Source organism: Pantoea sp. Seng (assembly GCF_009829935.1).
Classification (GTDB): Bacteria; Pseudomonadota; Gammaproteobacteria; order Enterobacterales; family Enterobacteriaceae; genus Pantoea; species Pantoea communis.
In genome coordinates this window covers 47,740-69,867 of record NZ_SZZV01000015.1, presented here as the reverse complement: position 1 = coordinate 69,867, position 22,128 = coordinate 47,740, and the positions used below count along the sequence as shown (strand labels likewise).

Annotated in this window: 21 protein-coding genes; 12 read left to right on the top strand and 9 right to left on the bottom strand. The window is 56.4% G+C overall.

Annotated elements, in window-relative coordinates; all coding sequences use genetic code 11:
• Positions 1–87: 87 nt before the first annotated feature.
• Together FD737_RS16250 and dbpA are read right to left on the bottom strand one after the other, a co-directional pair.
• Positions 88–1,050, bottom strand: coding sequence for a chemotaxis protein (locus FD737_RS16250; RefSeq protein WP_034825306.1), 963 nt, complete (start codon positions 1,048–1,050; stop codon positions 88–90).
• A 126-nt stretch (positions 1,051–1,176) separates the two neighbouring features.
• Positions 1,177–2,556 carry an ATP-dependent RNA helicase DbpA gene (dbpA, locus tag FD737_RS16245; protein WP_160834023.1) on the bottom strand — a complete coding sequence of 460 codons (1,380 nt, stop codon included), beginning with the start codon at positions 2,554–2,556 and terminating at the stop codon, positions 1,177–1,179.
• A gap of 388 nt (positions 2,557–2,944) precedes the next feature.
• Here dbpA and FD737_RS16240 point away from each other — a divergent pair, with 388 nt between their 5' ends.
• Entirely contained in the window at positions 2,945–3,142 is a 198-nt protein-coding gene (locus FD737_RS16240; protein WP_034825302.1) for a hypothetical protein, read from the top strand.
• 78 nt (positions 3,143–3,220) lie between these two features.
• On the opposite strand, the gene FD737_RS16235 is transcribed toward FD737_RS16240, so the two are convergent.
• Together FD737_RS16235 and FD737_RS16230 are read right to left on the bottom strand one after the other, a co-directional pair.
• On the bottom strand, positions 3,221–4,588 hold the full coding sequence (locus tag FD737_RS16235; protein WP_160834022.1) for an amidohydrolase family protein: 1,368 nt from the start codon (positions 4,586–4,588) through the stop codon (positions 3,221–3,223).
• Positions 4,589–4,677: 89 nt separating this feature from the next.
• Complete coding sequence (locus FD737_RS16230) at positions 4,678–5,538, bottom strand: LysR substrate-binding domain-containing protein (RefSeq protein WP_058961528.1); 861 nt, start codon at positions 5,536–5,538, stop codon at positions 4,678–4,680.
• Positions 5,539–5,625: 87 nt separating this feature from the next.
• On the opposite strand from FD737_RS16230, the gene FD737_RS16225 reads away from it, so the two are divergent.
• The 6 genes from FD737_RS16225 to yniD all read left to right on the top strand — a co-directional run bounded on the left by FD737_RS16225 (position 5,626) and on the right by yniD (position 11,326).
• Complete coding sequence (locus FD737_RS16225; RefSeq protein ID WP_160834021.1) at positions 5,626–6,795, top strand: cyanate transporter; 1,170 nt, start codon at positions 5,626–5,628, stop codon at positions 6,793–6,795.
• Positions 6,796–7,023: 228 nt separating this feature from the next.
• Positions 7,024–8,673, top strand: coding sequence for an L-lactate permease (gene lldP / locus FD737_RS16220; protein WP_160834020.1), 1,650 nt, complete (start codon positions 7,024–7,026; stop codon positions 8,671–8,673).
• Positions 8,670–9,455: a transcriptional regulator LldR gene (gene lldR / locus FD737_RS16215; RefSeq protein WP_034830467.1), complete on the top strand. Its 786-nt coding sequence runs from the start codon at positions 8,670–8,672 to the stop codon at positions 9,453–9,455. Before lldP ends, lldR begins: the two co-directional genes overlap by 4 nt.
• Positions 9,455–10,645: an FMN-dependent L-lactate dehydrogenase LldD gene (gene lldD, locus FD737_RS16210; RefSeq protein ID WP_160834019.1), complete on the top strand. Its 1,191-nt coding sequence runs from the start codon at positions 9,455–9,457 to the stop codon at positions 10,643–10,645. The genes lldR and lldD overlap by 1 nt, the downstream gene beginning before the upstream one ends.
• A 66-nt stretch (positions 10,646–10,711) precedes the next feature.
• Positions 10,712–11,140: an OsmC family protein gene (locus tag FD737_RS16205; RefSeq protein WP_034830472.1), complete on the top strand. Its 429-nt coding sequence runs from the start codon at positions 10,712–10,714 to the stop codon at positions 11,138–11,140.
• Positions 11,141–11,218: 78 nt separating this feature from the next.
• Positions 11,219–11,326 (top strand): small membrane protein YniD, encoded by a 108-nt coding sequence (yniD, locus tag FD737_RS24175; protein ID WP_097117533.1) that lies wholly within the window; start codon positions 11,219–11,221, stop codon positions 11,324–11,326.
• A gap of 111 nt (positions 11,327–11,437) precedes the next feature.
• Here yniD and FD737_RS16200 read toward each other — a convergent pair whose 3' ends face one another.
• Together FD737_RS16200 and FD737_RS23760 are read right to left on the bottom strand one after the other, a co-directional pair.
• Entirely contained in the window at positions 11,438–11,671 is a 234-nt protein-coding gene (locus tag FD737_RS16200; protein WP_160834018.1) for a hypothetical protein, read from the bottom strand.
• Between the two features lie 111 nt (positions 11,672–11,782).
• A complete protein-coding gene (locus FD737_RS23760; protein ID WP_007887091.1) occupies positions 11,783–11,953 on the bottom strand; it encodes a hypothetical protein in 171 nt (56 codons plus the stop codon).
• Positions 11,954–12,166: 213 nt separating this feature from the next.
• Here FD737_RS23760 and FD737_RS16195 point away from each other — a divergent pair, with 213 nt between their 5' ends.
• Positions 12,167–12,352, top strand: coding sequence for a hypothetical protein (locus FD737_RS16195; protein ID WP_034830477.1), 186 nt, complete (start codon positions 12,167–12,169; stop codon positions 12,350–12,352).
• Between the two features lie 42 nt (positions 12,353–12,394).
• Here FD737_RS16195 and FD737_RS16190 read toward each other — a convergent pair whose 3' ends face one another.
• Positions 12,395–13,042, bottom strand: coding sequence for a CPBP family intramembrane glutamic endopeptidase (locus tag FD737_RS16190; protein WP_160834047.1), 648 nt, complete (start codon positions 13,040–13,042; stop codon positions 12,395–12,397).
• A gap of 216 nt (positions 13,043–13,258) precedes the next feature.
• Between FD737_RS16190 and FD737_RS16185 the strand changes: the two genes are divergently transcribed.
• The 3 genes from FD737_RS16185 (at position 13,259) to FD737_RS16175 (ending at position 16,963) form a co-directional block, all read left to right on the top strand.
• The gene (locus FD737_RS16185; protein ID WP_160834017.1) at positions 13,259–15,853 is read left to right on the top strand and encodes an EAL domain-containing protein; all 2,595 of its coding nucleotides are present in this window, start codon (positions 13,259–13,261) and stop codon (positions 15,851–15,853) included.
• 320 nt (positions 15,854–16,173) lie between these two features.
• Positions 16,174–16,473: an I78 family peptidase inhibitor gene (locus tag FD737_RS16180; protein WP_097117531.1), complete on the top strand. Its 300-nt coding sequence runs from the start codon at positions 16,174–16,176 to the stop codon at positions 16,471–16,473.
• 172 nt (positions 16,474–16,645) lie between these two features.
• Positions 16,646–16,963, top strand: coding sequence for a hypothetical protein (locus FD737_RS16175; RefSeq protein ID WP_058961474.1), 318 nt, complete (start codon positions 16,646–16,648; stop codon positions 16,961–16,963).
• Between the two features lie 114 nt (positions 16,964–17,077).
• Here the strand turns inward: FD737_RS16175 and FD737_RS16170 are convergent, their stop codons facing one another.
• On the bottom strand, positions 17,078–17,332 hold the full coding sequence (locus FD737_RS16170) for a biofilm development regulator YmgB/AriR family protein (protein ID WP_097117529.1): 255 nt from the start codon (positions 17,330–17,332) through the stop codon (positions 17,078–17,080).
• 393 nt (positions 17,333–17,725) lie between these two features.
• Between FD737_RS16170 and FD737_RS16165 the strand changes: the two genes are divergently transcribed.
• The gene (locus FD737_RS16165; protein WP_034830491.1) at positions 17,726–19,033 is read left to right on the top strand and encodes a multidrug efflux MFS transporter; all 1,308 of its coding nucleotides are present in this window, start codon (positions 17,726–17,728) and stop codon (positions 19,031–19,033) included.
• On the opposite strand, the gene FD737_RS16160 is transcribed toward FD737_RS16165, so the two are convergent.
• Positions 18,972–22,052, bottom strand: a complete 3,081-nt coding sequence (locus FD737_RS16160; RefSeq protein ID WP_160834016.1) for a beta-galactosidase — start codon at positions 22,050–22,052, stop codon at positions 18,972–18,974. The two genes, FD737_RS16165 and FD737_RS16160, sit on opposite strands and share 62 nt — an antisense overlap.
• Positions 22,053–22,128: the final 76 nt, after the last annotated feature.

Here is a 22,128-nt window from a genome sequence, read left to right as displayed (position 1 = left end):
GAGTGGATCGGTTTTATCAGGGAAGGCAGGACGTAAAAAAGGCGCGAATAACGCGCCTTATAGGGAGGTAGGTGAGATTAGAAAGGATTAACGTTTCTTTTCCAGCACGCGATGGATCACGCTCGACAGTTCATTAATCTCAAATTTCGCCACATAGCCATCGGCGCCGACTTTACGCACGTGGTCTTCGTTGGCACTGCCGGAGAGAGAGGAGTGGATCACCACCGGAATCTGACGCAATGCATCATCACGTTTGATATTACGCGTCAGGGTAAACCCATCCATCTCTGGCATTTCCAGATCGGTTAACACCAGCGCGATTTTGTCGTGGATCGACTCGCCTGCCGCAGCGGCCTCTTTCTGCATCTCGTTAATTTTGATCCAGGCTTCCAGACCGGTGTTATGCATGATGGCCGGAATGCCCATGCTTTTCAGACCCTGTTCCAGCAACTGACGCGCCACTTTGGAGTCTTCCGCGACAATCGCCACCTGGCCAGGCTTGAGGTTGAAATCTTTCGCCGTCTCAGCACTTGGCTCAACGCCACGCACCGAAGGGATGATGTCATACAGAATCTGCTCAACGTCCAGCACCATTGCCAGATTGTTGCTCTGACCGTCGGTATCGAGGCAGGCGATACTGGTGATGTTGCGGCTGCCAATGCCGGCTTCGGCAGTGTGCACCTGGTTCCAGTCGAGACGAACGATATTCTCCACCGACTCCACCGCGAAGGCCTGGGTGCTGCGCGCATATTCGGTCACCAGCAGCAGATTGAGGCCGGTTTCCGGTTTACAACCGGTCACTGCGGGCAGGTCGATGACCGGGATAAACTGACCGCGAATACTGGCCATACCGAGCAGCGGTGACTGCATACCCGCTGCACGGGTAATGGTGGGCATCGGTACGATTTCGCGCAGTTTAAATACGTTAATGCCGTATAGCTCAGATTTGCCTTTCAGCTGATCGGAACCCAGGCGGAACAGCAGCAGTTCGAATTTATTGGAAAGCGCAAGGTTAGCGCGTTCATCGATCTCTTTCTGAAAATTATCCATCATGGCCTCAAGCGGAATCTGGGCTGGGTAAAGGGGCAATGATTAACTTATCGGCAGCGCGGAAAAAAAATGAAGGGGCGGGGCAGAAAATTTAGCGCGAGAGTGAATACCCTCGCGCATAGGGGATTACTTCAGCAGGATGGCGCGGACGCTTTTGCCTTTGATCTTGCCTTCTTTCAGCTTGATCAGCGCTTTCTTCGCCTGTGCCGCATCGATCGCCACATAAGCGTGGGTTTGCGTCAGATCGATCTTACCAATTTGATCGCCGCTGAATCCGGCTTCACCGGTAAGCGCGCCGAGGATATCACCAGGGCGGATTTTGGCTTTGCGACCACCATCAATGCACAGCGTCATTTTAGTGGCAGGCAGAGCTTGCGCCGCTTTTCCTTTCAGAGTAGCGGAGGAAACCCAGTTGAGTTTCTGGCTCAGATACTCTTCCAGCGCATTAGCGCGCACCATTTCATCGGGCGCGACGAAGCTGACCGCCAGTCCTTTTTCGCCTGCACGACCGGTGCGGCCGATGCGGTGGATGTGCACTTCAGGATCCCATGCCAGCTGGAAGTTCACCACCAACGCCAGCGATTTGATATCCAGTCCGCGTGCAGCCACGTCGGTGGCAATCAGCACGCGGATGCTGCCGTTGGCGAAACGGATCAGCACACGTTCACGATCGCGCTGCTCCAAATCGCCATGCAGTGCCAGTGCACTGATCTGACGATCGTTCAATGCCGCTGCGACGTCATCACACTCACGTTTGGTATTACAGAACACCACGCAAGAAGCGGGCTGCTGCTGGCTGAGCAGGGCACTGAGCAGATTGCCACGCTCACTGACGCTGGCTTCGATAAATTGCTGTTCAATAGCAGGCAGTTCCGCTTTGTCTTCCGTGGCCACGGCCAATGCATCGCGCTGGAAACGCTGGCTGAGGCTGGCGATGGTATCCGGCCAGGTGGCAGAGAACAGCAGCGTCTGGCGTGCATCCGGCGTGAAACCAATGATCGCTTCCATATCGTCGCGGAAGCCCATCTCCAGCATGCGATCGGCTTCATCTAACACCAGCGTTTGCAGTGCGGTGAGATCGAGGTTGTCGCGCTTCAGGTGATCAAGGATGCGGCCCGGCGTGCCGACCACAATTTGCGGTGCGTGCACCAGCGAATCGCGTTGCGCACTCATCGGTTGACCGCCACACAGCGTCAATATTTTGATGTTGCGGGTAAAACGTGCCAGCTGACGCAGCACATTACTCACCTGATCGGCCAGTTCACGCGTTGGACACAGAATCAACGCCTGAGTTTGGCTTCGGGTGTTGTCAATGCGCTGCAGCAAGCCAATACCAAAGGCGGCCGTTTTACCGCTGCCGGTTTTCGCCTGCGCACGCACATCGCGCCCTTCAAGAATGGCGGGCAATGAAGCCGCCTGAATAGGTGTCATGGCGTCGAAGCCCATCTCGCGCAGGTTGTCGAGTTGGCTGGCAGGAAGTTGCGTCAGGGTAGAAAAAGCGGTCACGGGAATGTCTCAAATAGCGGTCAGGATTGCGGCGGTCAGTCTCGCAGAAAGGGCTGCTATCGGCAATGCAAATCGCGCAATTGATAACGCATTGAAATCAATTAGCGTGACGATCGTTTGATTAAATTTTCGCCTTTAATAGGTGTAAAATTCTAATCATTTTATTCTTTGTGACCGGTTGCTTCAAAAGATGTGAAACGTCTTTCCTGAATGAAAAGGTGCAATTAGCGTTGATAAAGGGACTATATAGCGTCTTTTTGACCTGTTTTTGTCTATGTTACGCTTATGTGTCACTTAAGATGGGTAAAATTCCGATTAAAATACCCTGCCGTTTTGCTTTATATTTGGCGCGCCACTTGGCAAACAATAATATCTTCAGAGGTCCACTTTGAGTCTTTACGTCCAGGGACAAAACGAAGACATTCTGAAAATCGTCGGCCGCGCCGTGTTAACCCTGCATCTGCACGGAGAGACCTTATCTTCGGATAAAGTCAGTTCCATGATTGCCTGTTACGCGGAAGAAGAGCCAGCTAGCGACGATGAAAACCAGCGTTTGTATGCGCTGGCGATTCAGATGTTATCGTAAATCCAGCAACTCGTATGGGGCGCTTGCCGCCCCTGCATTTTTCGTTCATCAAGCCTCCGTAAGGAGGCTTTTTTGATCTCAGACGCTGAACACCGGCATACCGCTGTGGAAGGTGGCTCGTACCGGCGAGATGCGGGCGACAGCCTCAGCGGAGCAGCTCGCCTCAACCAGCATCATGCTGGCGTCATCCTGGACTTTCGGCCACTGGCGCTCGCCCTGGTTCGATAGCGGCAAGATGCCGCCGGTGGCAATGTGCAGTGCCCGGCTCAAACCAAACTCATCCGAACCGCGATAGAGTTGTGCATACAGGTTGGCTTTCTCCAGCATGCTGCCGGTGCCAAACGGTGACCAGTGATCGATCACGCTGTCGGTGCCGGTCAATACCGTGATGCCCGCGGCCTGCAATTGCGGTAACGGCATGGTGAGTTTGCCGATGGGGATGGTGGACGCCACGCTCATCTGTTGTTCAGCCATGCCTGCAATCATCTTATCGAGCGTTTTGCCTTCCAGCGTGGCCAGCGCAAAGCCATGGCTCAGCGTCACTCTGCCTTTGAGCGGCGGGTTCTTCGCGATGGTGTCCACCATATACTGAATGGCCGCCACGCCAGAAGGTGCGGTTTCGTGCAGATGGATATCGACGCCACGATCAAAATCGAGCGCAATCTGGAACATGGCATCCAGCGAGGCCTGCATCGCGCCATCCACATTGGTGGGATCCAATCCGCCAACGTACTGCACGCCCATCTGCATCGCTTCGCGCATCAGGCCATCCACTTTGGAATGCAGTAAACCGTGCTGTGGGAAGGCGACAATTTCACAGGGAAATTCGGGGTGGTTCGCCAGCGCCCGCTTCAGATGCTCCAGGCTTTTTAGGCCACTCACCGGATCGATGTTGCAGTGGCTGCGTGCTTCGGTGGTGCCTTTACTGTGCAGCAAACCGATCAAAGCTTCGGCACGCGCCTGTGAGGTGGGCAGTAACTGCGGGATTAATACCTGCTCACGGGCAATCATATCCATGATGGTTTTGCCCTGACGTGGGCGTGGCGCTTGCCAGGGGCCACTATAAAATGTTTTGTCCAGGTGGATGTGCATGTCACGAGTGCGCGGCAACAGCAGCGAACCATGGGCATCCCACTGCGGAATGTCGGCGTTGCGCGCTTTACCAGCGGCTTCGATGGCGGCAAATTTGCCGTCTTTAACAGTGATATCGTAAAGCGCAGTACGCGTCGCGATGATGTCGTTGCCGTCACGCTCAAAGCCTTCCTCGAGGCGTACGTTGAGCAATTGGTAATGATCCACGCGCGGCGGCGGCGTAGAGATTGGCGCTGCGGCGGAAGAGGGCGATGAGGCGGCGGCGTTCATACCGGCTGCCAGCAGGCTTCCGGCTGCGGTGAGGCGGACGCCCTGGCTAATGAAATCGCGACGGCTAGGTGAAGTGAGGTGCATCAGAGGCTCCAGTCAACAAGTAAAACGTTAATCTGGCAAAACCCGGGGCGCGGCGCTGCGATATTTCCCACTGCTGAGCAGTGGGAAAATCACTGCCACTTTAACTGGCAAAATTCCACTAACGCCACGGCCAGCGCCTGTTGCAAATCATCCTGTGGAGAGCGGCAAAACAGCGCCAGCTCAAAGTGGCTGATCGGCGGTAAGCCTGCGGCTTCGTCCAGCACACGATGGCCGGGCAGGCGACAACTGGCAGGCAGCAGCGTTAAACCTAATCCGGCCGCGCTGGCACTGGCGAGTGCCACCAGACTGGCGCTGCTGTAGCTGATGCGCCAGCTGCGGCCCAGCGCATCCAGCGTCTGACACATCTCCTCGCGATACAGTCCCTGCTGGGGAAATACCACCAGCGGCACTGGCGTCTGCTCAAAGCAGGGGTGTTCGGCGCTGTCCAGCCACAGCAGGGGCTCCGGTCGCGCTGCCAATGGGCGTTCACCGCCGGGTTGCTTGATCAGCATGATATCCAGCTCTTCTCGCTGCCACGCACGATGCAAGTCGACATACATGCCGCTCATCACATCGAGGCGCAGCTGCGGATGCTCGCGGCTGAACTGCGCCAGCAGTGCTGCGGTGGGGGCAGCAAAATCCTCCGGTACGCCGAGGCGCAGGACGCCATCGCGCCACTTGTCGCTCAGCACATCGTGCGCTTCACCGTTGAGCGCAATAATGCGGCGGGCATAGCCCAGTAATTTCTCTCCCTCTTCAGTTAACACCACCTGATGCGAGGTGCGCTCCAGCAACGCTTTGCCAATCATCTCCTCCAGGCGGCGCACCTGCTGGCTGACGGTGGATTGCGATAGATGCACGCGGTCGGCGGCGCGCGTAAAGCTGGCGGTTTCGCATACCGCAACAAAACTGAGTAACTGCTGTGGCGTAAACATCGGCTGACGATTCATTTTTCCACTGATCACTATGGTGTTATTTCATTTCCAAATAGTAATCATTGCTGCGACCCTGACAACCTTTCTACTGCAGGATTGTGTATGAACCGACATTCCAACGGATTGACGCTCGCCGCTTTGGTGCTGGCCGGGCTCAATATGCGTCCGTTACTGACTTCTGTTAGCCCATTGCTGGGCGAACTGCGCCAGGCCATGAGTCTCTCTTCCATTGCCGCTTCGTTGTTACCCGCCGTACCGATGGTGATGATGGGCGCGGTGGCGCTACTCAGTGCCTCCCTGATGCAACGTGTTCCGCTGCAACGTTTGTTGATCGCCGGGCTGGCCCTGCTGCTGCTGGCGCTGGCCGCACGCGATGTGATTCACGACGGGCAATGGCTGGTGGTCAGCGCGCTTTTTGCCGGGCTGGGGGTTGGCGTGGTGCAGATGGCGATGCCAGGGTTGATCCGCCAGCGCTTTGCCCAGCGCAGCGCCCCCGTTACCGGGTTGTGGGCGGGCGCGTTGATGGGCGGCGGAGGATTAGGGGCAGCACTCTCGCCGTGGCTCAGTGCGCATTTCGGCTGGTCACTGGCGCTCACCGGTTGGGCACTGCCCGTATTGCTGGCGATTGTGCTGTGGTGGATCGTGCGTGTGCCGGTGGCGCAAAGCGCAGAGTCGGTATCTATGCCCTCGCTATGGCGAAAACCGCGCGCCTGGTCGCTGGCACTCAGTTTTGGCCTGGTCAATGGCGGTTATGCCACGTGCGTCGCCTGGCTTCCGGATGCTTATCACCACCTTGGCTGGTCAGCACAGGCGGGCGGCTCGTTACTGGGGGTGATGATCCTTTGCCAGGTGGCTGGCGCATTATTGATGCCCTTGCTGGCGCGCAAGGCGGATCGTCGTCCACAGCTGATCATCAGTCTGGTTTGCCAGCTGGTCGGTATGTGCGGTTTCCTGTTTGCTCCCCTGCTGGCGCCATGGTTGTGGGCGGCGATTGCCGGATTTGGTTTAGGGGCTGCGTTCCCGCTGGCGATGGTGCTGGCGCTCGATCACCTGCCACATCCGCAGGCGGGTGCACGCCTGGTGGCGTTTATGCAGGGCGCAGGTTTCATCATCGCCGGGTGTATGCCGTTTATCGCCGGTCAGTTGCAGGTGCTGACGCGCAGTTTTACCAGCGTGTGGATGATGCAGGGCGCCGTAACGGTGGGATTGATCGTGCTGAATCTTCGCTTTCATCCCCACAGTTATCGTCGGGCCTTTGGTCAGACAGAATGATGATTGGTCCTACCAAAGCGATTTAAATGTTGCCACATCGTCACATAACACGAAAAATAACCCCAGCCTCGTTGCTTTAGGTTAACAATGCATTAACTATCTGGAGCCAGAAAGCCCCACACTGCAATTTGGTCCTACCAATTTCAGTGAGCAGAAGGGCAAGACCTGCGGCGCAAACCTGCATTGCCGTTGCGCTGCACTCATCTGGTAACCTCTGGAGATAACGGCATGCCGGTGTGGCAACAAAACTACGATCCTCTCAACAATCTGTGGCTCTCCAGCCTGGTGGCGGTGATCCCGATTGTGTTCTTCTTCTTCGCCCTGCTGAAGCTCAAGCTGAAAGGCTATCAGGCGGGCACCGCCACGGTGGTGATTGCACTGCTGGTGGCGCTGTTCCTGTATGGCATGCCGTTGGGCCAGGCGCTGGCTTCCGTGGTCTATGGCTTCCTGTACGGCCTGTGGCCAATCGCCTGGATCATCGTCGCGGCAGTATTTGTGTATAAAATCTCGGTGAAAACCGGGCAATTCGACATCATCCGTGCTTCGATCCTCTCCATCACACCCGATCAGCGCTTGCAGATGCTGATCGTCGGATTCTCCTTCGGCGCGTTTCTCGAAGGGGCGGCGGGTTTTGGCGCACCGGTGGCAATCACCGCAGCCCTGCTGGTGGGATTGGGCTTTAATCCGCTGTACGCGGCTGGCTTATGCTTGATCGTCAACACCGCGCCAGTAGCCTTTGGTGCGATGGGGATTCCGATTATTGTCGCCGGGCAAGTCACCGGACTCGACAGCTTCCAGATTGGCCAGATGGCCGGGCGTCAATTGCCGTTCCTGACCCTCATTGTGCTGTTCTGGATCATGGCGATTATGGATGGCTGGCGCGGTATCAAGGAAACATGGCCAGCAGTGATCGTCGCGGGTGGATCGTTTGCCATTGCGCAGTTCCTCAGCTCCAACTTCCTCGGCCCGGAATTGCCGGACATCATCTCGTCACTGGCCTCTCTTATCTGCCTCACGCTGTTCCTGCGCCGCTGGAAGCCAGTACGTATTTTCCGTTTCGATGAGAAAACCGCCGTTGACCCGACGCAAACCTCTCAGCGCTATACGCTGGGCCAGATTGTGCGCGCGTGGATGCCATTCCTGTTCCTCACGGCTACCGTCACTCTGTGGAGCATACCGCCGTTCAAGGCGCTGTTTGCTAAAGGTGGCGTGATGTATGACTGGGTATTCAGCGTTCCGGTACCGCTGCTGCATGAGTTGGTGGCACGTATGCCGCCGGTGGTGAGTGCGGCAACGCCTTATGCGGCCATCTTCAAGTTTGATGTGCTGTCAGCCACCGGTACAGCGATTATCGTGGCGGCGGTGCTATCCGTGATCTGGCTGCGTATGAAGCCCGCTGCGGCGATCCAGACCTTCGGTGAGACGCTGAAAGAACTGGCACTGCCCATCTACTCCATCGGCATGGTGCTGGCCTTCGCCTTTATCTCCAACTACTCCGGATTGTCTGCCACACTGGCCTTAGCGCTGGCGCACACTGGCAATGCCTTTACTTTCTTCTCGCCGTTCCTTGGCTGGCTTGGCGTGTTTCTGACAGGATCTGATACCTCTTCAAATGCGTTGTTCGCGGCGTTGCAGGCCACCACCGCGCAGCAGATTGGTGTGTCGGATGTGCTGCTGGTGGCCGCCAACACCACGGGTGGCGTGACGGGTAAGATGATTTCACCTCAGTCGATCGCCATCGCCTGCGCCGCCGTGGGGCTGGTGGGTAAAGAGTCGGATCTGTTCCGCTTTACCGTTAAACACAGTCTGATCTTCACCTGCATGGTGGGGGTGATCACAACGCTGCAAGCTTATGTCTTAACCTGGATGATTCCATGACAGAAAACACGCCGCGATTAGCGGAAACGCTACGGGCGCGATTGCTCGCCTGGATTGAGGAACACCAGCTGGAGCCGGGTATGCGCTTACCGGCCGAGCGCCAGCTGGCCGCTGAGTTCGGTGTGTCACGCTCATCATTGCGTGAGGCGATTCAGCAGCTGATCAGTAGCGGCGTGTTAATCAGTAAACGCGGCGGCGGTACCTGGCTGTGTGAGCCGCAGGAGCCCTGGTCGGAACAGCGTATTGTTGAGCCGATTCGCCAACTGCTGGCGGACGATCCCGATTATCGCTGGGATATTCTGGAAGCGCGCCACGCCATCGAAGCCAGCACCGCCTGGCACGCCGCCTTGCGTGCCACTGAAGCGGATAAAGAGAAGCTGCGCCTCGCTTTTGATGCTCTGCTCAAGATGCACGACTGTGACGATCCCGATATCGCGGCGCAGGCCGACCTGCGCTTCCATCTCGCCATCGCTGAGGCCTCGCACAATGTAGTGCTGCTGCAAACCATGCGTGGTTTCTTCGATTTGCTGCAGTCTTCGGTACTGCATAGCCGCCAGCGCATGTACACCCAGCCGGTGATTTTTAATCGCCTGAATGAACAGCACCAGGCGATGTTCGATGCGGTGATGGCCGGTGATGCCGAGGCGGCACGCCAGGCAGCGATGGATCACCTCGGCTTTGTGCATACCACCTTGAAATCACTCCATGAAGATGAAGCCCGGCAGGCGCGCATTACCCGCTTGCCAGGCGAATCCCTGGATAATCGTAAGGAAAAAAACTGATGATCATCTCTGCAGCCAGTGACTATCGCGCCGCGGCGCAACGCATCCTGCCCCCGTTCCTGTTCCACTATCTTGACGGCGGCGCGTATGCCGAACACACCCTGAAGCGCAATGTGTCCGATCTGTCGGACGTGGCGCTGCGTCAGCGGGTGCTGAAGAACATGTCCGATCTCAGTCTGGAAACCAAACTGTTCAACGAAACGCTGTCGATGCCGGTCGCGTTAGCGCCCGTGGGGTTGTGCGGCATGTACGCGCGACGCGGGGAAGTGCAGGCCGCGCGCGCAGCGGCACTGAAAGGTATTCCGTTCACGCTCTCCACGGTATCGCTGTGCCCGATTGAAGAGGTAGCGCCAGCCATTAATCGTCCGATGTGGTTCCAGCTGTATGTGCTGCGCGATCGTGGCTTCATGCGTAACGCACTGGAACGCGCGAAAGCGGCGGGCTGCTCGACACTGGTCTTTACCGTGGATATGCCGACACCGGGCGCACGCTATCGCGATGCGCATTCGGGCATGAGTGGGCCAAACGCGGCGATGCGTCGCTACTGGCAGGCGGTAACGCATCCGCAGTGGGCGTGGGATGTGGGGCTGCATGGCCGCCCGCACGATCTCGGTAATATCTCAGCCTATCTCGGTAAACCTACGGGGCTGGAAGATTACATTGGCTGGCTGGCCAATAACTTTGATCCGTCGATTTCATGGAAAGATCTGGAGTGGATTCGTGAGTTTTGGGATGGCCCAATGGTGATCAAAGGCATTCTGGATCCCGAAGATGCGCGTGATGCGGTGCGCTTCGGCGCGGACGGCATTGTGGTCTCGAACCACGGTGGACGCCAGCTGGATGGCGTGCTGTCATCGGCGCGCGCACTGCCCGCCATTGCAGACGCCGTGAAAGGCGATATTGCCATTCTGGCCGACAGCGGTATCCGCAACGGGTTGGATGTGGTGCGCATGATCGCCCTCGGTGCAGACACTGTCCTGCTGGGTCGCGCCTTTATCTATGCGCTGGCGACGCATGGTCAGCGTGGCGTTGAGAATTTGCTGAATTTGATCGAAAAAGAGATGAAAGTGGCGATGACGCTGACCGGGGCCAAAACCATTGCCGAGATCACCCAGGACTCGCTGGTGCAGGCGAATGCGCTGCTGAGCGAAGCGGGTTTACATCCGGCTCGACCACGTGCCGTGAGCTGAATTGCGGAAAGCAAAATGAGAGGGGTTGTCTATACTGACTGCTGTCTGACTAACAGGAGGAATGACATGACCATTCATAAGAAAGGATCGGCCCATTGGGAAGGCGACATCAAAGGCAAGGGTACCGTGAGCACCGAAAGTGGCGTGCTGAGCAACCAGCCTTATGGCTTCAATACCCGCTTTGAGGGTGAGAAGGGCACCAATCCGGAAGAGCTGATCGGTGCTGCACATGCGGCGTGCTTCTCCATGGCGTTGTCGCTGATGCTGGGTCAGGCAGGGCATCCGCCTAAAAGCATCGACACCACCGCGGATGTGTCCCTGGACAAGAAAGGTGAAGGTTTTGCCATTACCAAAATTGCACTCACCAGCACCATCGCGCTGCCAGGCATCGACAGTGCCAAATTTGATGAGATTATTCAGAAAGCCAAAGCGGGCTGCCCGGTATCTCAGGTGCTTAATGCCGAGATTAGCCTGGACTACACGCTGAATAATTAATCGCCCTTACGGGTTACCAGCGGTAGAATAGCGATGCGCCTTAGGGCGCATCGTTGCTTTCTGCCGTCTGGAGGATGCGTGGGGAAAAAACTGGCTGCAACTAAACACTGGAAAATGATTGTGGTGCTGCTGTGCATCTGCGGCGCGCTGATGCTGATTCGCTGGGCGGCGATGATATGGGGTTAAAAGACTGGATCTGCCGCCATAAGCTCGGCGTGCTAGTGATGGTGATTCTGGTGCTGGAAGGGGTGCACTATCTGCTGACCGCCAGCTGGTTACCGTGGCAGCTCGGTTGATTCAGGCGTATTCGCTGTCTGGCTGACGAACGTTACGCACACTGCTGCGCGCAATGCGATAGGCCTTGCGTGGGTCGCCCGCCACAAACTCAAAGGTCGGCGAGTAGTAGAATGGCAACCAGCCTTCAAAGCTGCTCTCCCACTCCCAGCGCACCGGGCAGGGCCAGAGAATGCCATCATACAAAATGTAATAAACCCAGCGTCCGTTTGGACGACGGGGGCGAGTCTTCTTCATGGGATTCACAACGGTAATAGTGTAAAGCAGCTTATATTTTGGACGCTATGCGCCGATCTTGCAATGCCGTCTGGCTTATTTTTGTACAGCTCAAATAAAACTGGCACCGAATTAACGGTGCACTTCCCCGCACAGCAGGACCACATTCGGTCGAACTTTATGGATGCGGTCGGCCATTTGCTCACAGGCCACTTTGGTCGGGTAGATACGTTCTGACACCGGTAAGGCGTCACAGGCATCATGTCCACACGCGCTCACTAACAACACAAAACCAATCAGCATGATTGGACTCCTTAAACACGTTCCTGATGATACGGAAGCAGTGGCTGTTCGTTCCTTTTTTTAATCCAGTATAGCCAAACGGCACGAGAGTCAATGATCACCCTGAGCGGCCTGGTGGTGCGAACGGTGAGATTATAACCAGCCGGACGCACAACAGCATGACAATCTGAGCTAAACTGTGCGGCCCTGACAAAAATGATGAGTGAGTGACCAATGTTGAACGAAATTGCCCATCCGGCCAGCAGCCCAAAACAAGCCGCGCTGCAACTGGTGATTGAACTGGTGCGTGCAGGCAAACTCAGCCCAATGCAAGGCGATGCTTCAAACATGATTTCTATTTACGAGCAGTTCAAAGCCCATTTTGAGGCGGACAAACACAAAGACTCGGCCATTTCCTGATGCTTTTATTCTGAAAACAGCGCAATCTCTTGCGCTGTTTTTTTATGCATAGAACCAGGCGGGCAGAATCGCGATCAGGTTATTCAGCGTATGCATGAAGATGGGCAGCGCGAGGCTATTGCTGCGCAGACGGGCGTAACACAGCAACAGTGAAAACAGCGTCAGGGCCACGATGGTTTCCCAATACACGTATTGCGTGTGCATCGCGGCGAACAGCAGCGAGGTGAGCAGCATGCAGGCGAAGCGACTTTTCGGCGCCCATAACAGAAACCCCTGTAACAGAAAACCGCGGAACAACACCTCTTCAAACACCGGTGCCAGCAGCACCGCAGTCAGCAGCAGGATCAGCATCGAACTGCGTCCCTGTTGACTCTGCGCAATCAACCAGCCTTCCGGTTGCAGGAATTGCGTCTGCGCCACCATCAGCGCTACCAGCGCACCCACAAACAGCAGCGCCTGACCGGGACGGAGATATCCCAGCGGAATGTCAGTGCGGCGTTGGCAGTAAAAACGATACAGCGGGTAAATCACCGCGAATTCGAATAAGCAGAGCACCGGCACCAGTAAACCGTTATTACGCAGCGCCCCATAGTTGGGAAACAGCGTAATCAGCATGGTCACGACGTAATACACCACAAAGCTCGCGGCGTAGAACAGCGTCAGCGTCACCTTGTCGGATTGGGTGTCCATAGTCAGCTCAATGGGCAGAGGAAAACGCATAGTAGCAATGGCGATCATTGCTGTCGAGATGGCCCCACACAGAATCGCACTGCTCAAAAATTCCGCCGTGAGGACTAAATCTGCGGCGGCCTGCGCCGATAACCGAAAAAACCATTACAGGACAGAGGCGCTGTGAACGCGCACCCTGTCTTCTTTTTTGCTGCCTCTGTTTTGCGAGCACATTGCATGAATTCTGAGTATCACCGGCACGCGACCTTGCCTGCCAGGGCTAATATGGAAGCACACACCGTTCGGGTGACGCGACGCAGTCTGCGCACTCTGACATCGCTGCTGTTTGGCGTGCTGCTGCTTTCTGTCGTGATGGTGCTGGTGATAGCCCACCGACAAAACAGCGACTCGATCCAGCAGGATGTCAACCTGATGCGCCAGGCCTGGCTACAGCAGCAGGAGAAGATGATCATCGATGTGCGTGATTATGCGAACTGGGGGGAAGGCTGGAAAAATTTGCACCTGACGGTGAATAAAGTCTGGGCGTGGGACGAAGAGAACTTTGGCCCCAGCCTGTACAAAGAGTATCACTACGATGGCGTGTTTGTGATCGATGGCGCCGGCAAAACGCGCTATGCGGTGGTGAATGGCAAATTGTCAGAGGCGTCGCTGGAGAGCTGGTTAGGTGGGCAAGCTGCACTATTGCTGGCCGCCGCACGTCACCAGCCCGAAGATGGCATCACACGTAACGTGATAATCAATCAGCAGCCGGCATTGGTGGTGGCCGCACCGATCACCCCAGGCAAGGTGCCCGATCTCCCCACCATCTCTGGCCCTTCTTCGGTGATGGTGTTCGTCAACATCATGACTCCGGAAAAACTGCAGGCGCTGGGCAAATCGCTCAATGTGATTGCGCCGCGTATTGCGAATGGCTTAAACGATGCGTTGTATGAATCGCGTCTGGTCGAACCGGTGATTCAGGGCGAATCGCTGGTATTGCGCTGGCAGGCCAAAAATCCCGGTTTTGGTGTGATATGGCTGATGATGCCGCTGTTGCTGTTTACGGCGTTAGCGGTTGCGCTGGTGACGCGCCGGGTGATTCGCCATGCGCTGCATAATGCAGTTATTTCCGATCGTCGCTTTGAAATGCTGGCCATCAGCCAGCGTGAACTGGCGAATAGTGAAGAGCGTTTTCGCGATCTTGCAGAAGCGGCCTCGGACTGGATTTGGGAAGTGGACGATCAGGGCCGCCTTTGCTATCTCTCCTCGCGGTTTGCCGCCGTGACAGGACACGAGGTCAAAAGCTGGATTGGGCGGCCGCTGGATCAACTCCTCAGTCATCCCAGCCATTCGCTGGTGGCCTGGCTGTTGCGTCAGGGCGATGAAATGCAGCATGTGCCGCTGCGCTGCCAGTTTATGGCCGCCAATGGTGAGCGCCGCATCGGCGAATTGATGGCGAAAACCATTCGTCGTAATGGACTGCGCACCGGCTTTCGCGGCACGGTGTCCGATATTACCCATGAGGTGGATGCAGAAGCGCGCATCCAGTTCCTGTCACGTCATGATTTGCTCACTGGCCTCGCCAACCGCATGCAGCTACAGGAATTCCTGACCACACATCTGGAAAATGCCACGCAAGAGGCACCGCTGTTTGTGATCAGCTTCGATCTCGATCAGTTCAAACCGATCAACGATTCTTGGGGCCACGCGGTGGGCGATGTGGTGCTGAATGAGATCTCTCAACGGCTGAAAAACCTGATCGGCCCAGATGAACTGGCGGCACGACTGGGCGGAGATGAGTTTATTCTACTGCTGCGCGAAAGCTCGCGCGCCGGTCTGGAGTATCGCTGCCGCGCACTGCAACGCGCCGTCCATCAGCCGATTATCAGCGGATCGCATCAACTGAGTCTTACAGCCAGCATGGGCATCGTCAGCGCACCGCAGGACGCCAGCCAACCGGAAGCCTTGCTACGGCTTGCGGACATCGCTCTCGGCCAGGCACGCACGGCTGGACGCGATCGCTGGGTATGGTACTCCAACGATATGGCCAACCATATTCAATCGAAGCGCGATATGGTGCAGGCGATTGAAGAGGCGCTGCGCAACAACACATTTTCACTGCACTACCAGCCGCGCTATCAACTGCAAACGGGACAGCTGGCTGGCGCAGAGGCGCTGATTCGCTGGCAGGTGGGCGAGGATAAATGGATTACCCCTGACCGCTTTATTCCGCTGGCGGAAGAGAATGGGCTGATCGCTGCCATCAGTGACTGGGTGCTCATGCGCGCCTGCCATGATGCCAGCGATTGGGGCGACCAGCGCTATGTATCCGTGAACATTTCACCGGTGGAGTTCCGCAACAGCGATCTGGTGGATCGTGTGGCGCATGCGCTGGCGGTTAGCGGCTTACCGGCCACCCGACTGGAGCTGGAGATCACTGAAAACGTGACCTTCGAGCATCCCGATCGTGCGCTGGAAATCATGCAGGGGTTGCGTGCGCTGGGCGTGCGGCTGACGGTGGATGATTTTGGTACTGGCTATGCTGCCTTAGGCTATCTCAAAACCTTCCCGTTCAATGGCTTGAAAATCGATCGATCATGGATGAAAGAGTTCCCGGAATCCAGGCAGGCGCAATCAGTGGTGGCGGGGATTGTCGGATTGGCACGCGCCTTTGCGCTCACCATCACGGCAGAAGGGATTGAAACCGAAGCGCAACTCAACGAGCTAAAAGCGCTGTCGTGTGAAGAGGGGCAGGGCTATTTTCTCGGCAAACCGATGCCGGTTGCGGCATTTAATGCGCGTTTGCAGGATGAAAAAGAGGCCGCTCAATAGGCGGCCTCTCGTTGATGGCGGCCGTTTTGCCGCCAGCATTATCGTGGCTTAGCGCACCCGAACCGCAACCACGGTCATCAGGATGGCAAAGCCGATAAAAATAGCAAGTTCCATCATCGTCTCCTCAGATTATTCTTAGTTAATTATAGTGACTGAGTGCGTAATTTTTAGACAGCGCGTGCGATTAATCCTGGAAAATGAGAGGAAGATCGCGTGTTACAGCACAATTCTTCGACCAATCCGCTGGCATTGTTTTCACATCAACGGCTTGCTTTGTTACTCTCGGGAATGGTTCGTTTACTATCCAGGAGGAGAAACTTGTGACCCATTATGGAAAAGCGTTACTGGCCACGGCCTTTTTTGCCTTAACCGCCTGCCAGTCAGCCAGCAAACCGGACAGCACCGCTGCCGCCAGCCACGATCCCGAAACCGATCAGTGTGGCGCATCGCAATATCAGAATTATATCGGCCAGCCACTGAGCAGCCTTGATACCCAACGCTTTGCGGTGCCGGTGCGCGCCATTCCGTGGAACGGTGCCGTCACCATGGACTTCAACCTGCGCCGCCTGAACTTTACTGCTGATCAGAGTGGTAAAATTTCGCGGGTTTATTGCGGATAAATTCAAACGGACATCGCATTGTCATTGGGCTGTCATGGCGCCGGGCGAGGATAGCTGCGCATTACGGAGATTTCCTCGTCACTCTCGAATATGCAATGCTCGTCTTGTTTCTTCCCGCCTCGGCGGGAATTTTTTTATCTATTAATCCGTACTGGATTGATGAGGAGCGACGATGAGACACACCAAAAAAATTCTGCTAATCACCCTGCTATTAAGTCCACTGGCGCACGCCTCGAGCGAAGCCGCCTGGCAGCAAAACAGCCAAACCCGGCAGCAAGCCTGTCTGAAAGCCAGCGGCCTGAAAGGGGTGAAGGTGGTGGGGAAACCGATTCAGTATGACGACAGCGTCGGCTACGACGCGGTACTGCTGGAAGGGCGTTATCCGCAGAAGCACATGAAAAATCAGATTGGGCGTGAGCTGTGCCTGTACCAGCGTACAAGCGGAAAAGCGGTGGTCAGCGAGGCCGATCACCTGCGCGCAGTGAAGTAACACGATATTGAGGCGCGCCCGCTTACGGCGCGTCTTGAAGTCCCTGAACGCTGCAGATGTCCTTTAAATCCACCGCACATAAGGCGATTTCTTCGGTGGTTTAATGACGGTACCTTACGGCTTTTGTTGCCTGTCTTCCAGCAACTGCGCCAGCAAATTACGATAGCTTTGGAGCTGCTGCTCATCCCCTTCAAACTCCAGTTTGGCAATCACCCGCGCAATGATCGCTTTGCTGGTAGCGGGCTGACCATCATCCATCAATTCGCGCATGATCGCTGCCAGCAGATCGCTCTCGTGCGGCGCATGCCAGGCAGGGCTGTTAAAGTAGTCGGTAATCGCCCGACTGGCGCTGTTAGGATGTATTCTCATGGCTGACCTCCGCAGAGACAACGATGCCCACCGCCGGTTATTGGCAGCATTGGGAAATATGGGTTAAGCATGGGAACTGTCCAGAACGGGCAGCGCCTCGCCAGCGATGGCCGGTGATTTTTTAAACATAGATGCGGCGTCGAATATTGTCAGTAATGGATAGACATATTTTTTCACGTTTGCTCTCTATCGCGATGCGCTTATCTTGCTGAGTTGTTTGTTACAGCACATAAAGACACTATAAATCGTGTCCCTTACACTATTTGCTGTGAGCAGAATCACGCAAGGCAGCGGAAAACCGCGTTTTTAACCCGATGCCATGTTTTGCCGTCCAGCGATGTTATGAGGTTGTTAGACTGAACCCTCATTTCATTTTTTCTGATGTAGATGCCCATGCTACGCTCCATCGAGTCCTGGAAGGTCAATCTGATTTCGGTCTGGTTTGGCTGCTTTTTCACTGGATTGGCCATCAGCCAGATCATTCCCTTCCTGCCGCTCTACGTTGAGGAACTCGGTATCCATGGCGCCAATGCACTAAGCGTCTGGTCGGGTCTCACCTTCAGTATTACCTTCATCGTCTCTGCTGCGGTGGCACCGCTGTGGGGCAGTCTGGCTGACCGCAAAGGGCGCAAGCTGATGCTGTTACGCGCATCCTTTGGCATGGGCGCGGTGATTCTGCTGCAGGCGTTTGTGACCGAAGCATGGCAACTGCTGCTGCTGCGTGCGCTAATGGGCCTGACATCCGGTTATATTCCTAATGCGATGGCGCTGGTGGCCGCTCAGGTTCCGCGTGAGCGCAGCGGCTGGGCATTGAGCTGTGTCTCCACCGGACAAATTGGCGGCGTGATTCTGGGGCCGATGATCGGCGGGCTGCTGGCTGACTGGCTGGGACTGCGCATGGTGTTTATTGTCACGGCAGTGCTGTTGATGGTGAGCTTCCTTGTCACGTTGTTCCTGATCAAAGAGACCGGCTACACGCCAGTGAGCAAGCAGGACAAAATGAGCGGACGCGAGGTGTTCCGCAGCCTCGACAATCCTCGCCTGATGATGTGTCTGTTCGTCACCACCATGGTGATCCAGATGTGTAACGGCTCGGTGAACCCGATCCTGACGCTGTTCGTGCGTGAGCTGGCGCCCGATGCGCAGAATCTGGCCTTCCTCAGTGGTGTGATTGCCGCACTGCCCGGCGTTTCGGCGCTGATCTCCGCCCCTCGTTTGGGTAAGCTGGGCGATCGCATTGGCACGCAGCGCATTCTGATGGGCACCATGCTGTTTTCTCTTGTGTTGCTGATGGCGATGTCATTCGTTACCAGCGCCACTCAGTTAGGCGTGCTGCGTTTCCTGCTGGGCTTTGCCGATGGCGCGATGATGCCTGCAGTACAAACGCTGCTGGTACGCCACTCGCGCGATAATGTCACCGGACGCATCTTTGGCTACAACCAATCCTTTATGTATCTCGGCAACGTGGCCGGCCCGCTATTGGGTGCGGCGGTGTCTGCTGCGACCGGCTATCGCTGGGTCTTCTTCGCTACCGCCGTGGTGGTGCTGTTGAATGTCCTGCTTCTGCGCCGCTTCTATCGCCGCCCGAAAACCGAGCTGACTCCACCGCTGAGCCAGCAAGGTGAGGCGGCGAAGAAGTCTACTGGCGCAGCGTCAGCGCGTAGTGCCACTGCTGCTGAGAAAGCAAAAACTCCGGGCTGACGCTGGGGCTCCAGGAATCGTCACCGCCCACGCCCATATGGAAGCCATCAAGGTGCAGCCAGCAGCCTTCCTCTTCCCGCAACAGATGGCGATGCGAGGTATCACGCAGCTGTTCGAGGCTGTAGCGGCTGAGCGAGAACGCAAAATCGCCGCTCGCCTGCCAGCTGCCGGTATCAAGCTGGCGCGTACCGCAGCGCAATCCATTTTCACCGGGAAACACATAGGCGGTACTCAGCGAAGTCAGCGGCTGCTGCCAGTGTGAAAACTGCGCCGCCAGCTGACGATCCGGATAGTTTTCATGCGGGCCCAGGCCGAGCCAGCTCACACTCTGCGGCGCGCTCCTCAACTGACAACGCAACCCGATGCGCGCGGGAGCAGGCAAGCCCGGCGCCTGTTGCACCTCGACACTGACGCTCAACTCACCGTTGCCACCGATCTGATAACGCTTGTGGCTGGTAAAGATCACCTGCCCATTGGCCTCCCACTGATGCCAGGTTTCAATCAGCACGCTGTGTTTCAGACTATCGACCTGCATATCCAGCAGCACCGCTTCCAGCTGGTTATAGCCCGCGTGTTTCCAGCGCTCCACCCAGGCATTGGGATCGACATTGGCGGCTTCACTGGTGCCGATATCGTTATCAATCGGCGCGCGTACAAAGCACTCCTGCAATGACGTCAGCATTGTCTCTTCATCGTTAACAAACCACTGCACCAATTCCCCACTGCGCCGCGAGAAGTGCCAACGCTGTCGCGGCAGTTGCACGGCAACCAGATCGTGATTGGCAATCAGTTCTGGCGCGGTGGGCGTGGCATCAATCACACGAGGCATTAACGCGGCGGGCAGCGGCCACTGATCCCAGGCCACGCGGGCATCGGCTTCCGACCATGCGGTGGCAGCGATCTGATGCACCGCAAGATTCAGCCACGCATTCCCTTGTAAATGTTCAGCGGCTGGAATATCAATCGTCTGGCTGCCCTGCGCGGTGAGATGCAGCGGTAATTCGCCCTGCGCGACGGAAACGCCATCCTGTTCAATCGACCAGCGCAGCACTTCATTATCGCTGCTGCGGAACAGGTACTCGCTGGAGATCGTGAAACGCCAGGCGTTACTGGCATCGCGCTGGAACTGGAAGAATTGCTGTGCACGCTGCGCTTCAAACAAAGCCGGATGCGGCGTTCGATCGGCAAACACCAGACCGTTCATACAGAACTGGCGGTCGTTAGGCGTGTCGCCAAAATCGCCGCCGTAAGCCTGCCATGGCTGGCCTTGTTCGTCATAACGCGTCAGGCTTTGATCGACCCAATCCCAGACAAAACCGCCCTGCAGGCGCGGGAACTGACGGAAAGCCTGCCAGTATTTGGCGAAGCCACCGAAGCTATTGCCCATCGCGTGCGCATACTCGCACAGGATCAGCGGACGCGTTTCACCCGGCAGGCCAATCCATTTTTTCAATGACCACTTCGGTACGGCAGGGAAGGGCTGATCCTGATCGACGCGCGCATACATTGGGCAGACAATATCGGTGGCGGCAGTACTGGCGCCACCGCCTTCATATTGCACCGGACGGGTCGGATCGCTGCTTTTCACCCATTGATAGAGCGCATCATGGGTACTGCCATGGCCGGACTCATTGCCGAGTGACCAGATGATGATACAAGCGTGGTTACGATCGCGCTGCACCATGCGCGTGACGCGCTCGCTATAGGCGGCGAACCAGCGTGGATCGGCCGATAAACGGTTCATTGGCTGCATGCCGTGGGTTTCAATATTGGCCTCATCGACGACATACAGGCCATATTCATCGCACAGGCGATACCACAGCGGATGGTTGGGATAATGCGCACAGCGAACGGCGTTGAAGTTGTGGCGTTTCATTAATTCAATATCGCGCCGCATGCTGGCTTCATCCACCACCTGGCCATTTTCCGGATGATGTTCATGACGGTTCACGCCGCGAATCAGCAGGGCTTTGCCGTTGACGCACAGTTGACCGTTTTCAATGCTGACACGCCGGAAGCCGACATCGTAGGCTTCGGCTTCAATCACCTGCCCGTAGTCATCCAATAGCGTCACCACGGCACGATAGAGATGGGGCGTTTCCGCACTCCACAGCAGGGGATTTTTTATCGGCAGCACCAGCAGCGCGCGCTCTGGGTAATGCCCACGTTCGTCAATCACCGCACTGCCCGGCGCTTGTTCTTCACTGCCGATGCAGGTTTCGTCCTGCCACAGGCTCACACGCAGACGGCACTGATTAAGCGGTCGTTCACCGGCGTTAATTTTGACACTCACGCGCAGATCGCCACGGATATATTCCGGGCTCAGCGCCGTTTCGATTTGCACGTCGGCCAGTTGGGTTGATGGCTTATGGAGCAGGCTGACGTCGCGGAAAATCCCGCTCATGCGCCACATATCCTGATCTTCTAAATAGCTGCCATCGCTCCAGCGCAACACCATCACTGCCAGTCGGTTCTGGCCACGCTGTAATGCCTGACTGAGATCAAACTCGGCTGGCAGGCGGCTGTCCTGTGAATAGCCGATCCACTGGCCGTTACACCACAGGAAAAAGGCCGAGTTAACGCCGTCAAACACAATGCGCGTTTGTCCTTGCGTCAGCCAGCTCTCATCGACATTGAATGTGAGCGAATAACATCCGGTGGGGTTTTCCTTGGGAACAAACGGCGGGTTCACAGGAATCGGATATTGCACGTTAGTGTAGATTGGCGCGTCAAAGCCATGCAACTGCCAGTTTGCAGGCACGGGCAGGGAGTGCGCGCCAGGCAAATCCTGCAGCAACCAGCTTTGTGGCACCGCTTCAGGCTGTGAGAAATAGCTGAAACTCCAGTGTCCATTCAGTAACTGGCGTGATGGGGAAGGGGCATCGTCGCGCGCACTGACTTCATCGCGCCAGCTGGAAAACGGCGGATGGGCATCCAGACGGTTCAGGCTAGTGATCACCGGATTTTCCCAGTCGCGACGCGCCAGGATATCACTGAGAGAAAGGGTGGGCAGAGTCATGGTAAGATCTCATTGATTGTAATGCGCTCACATTGCGTCATTTCGCGCGGCGTGTAAAGTGATCGACCGCCCGCAA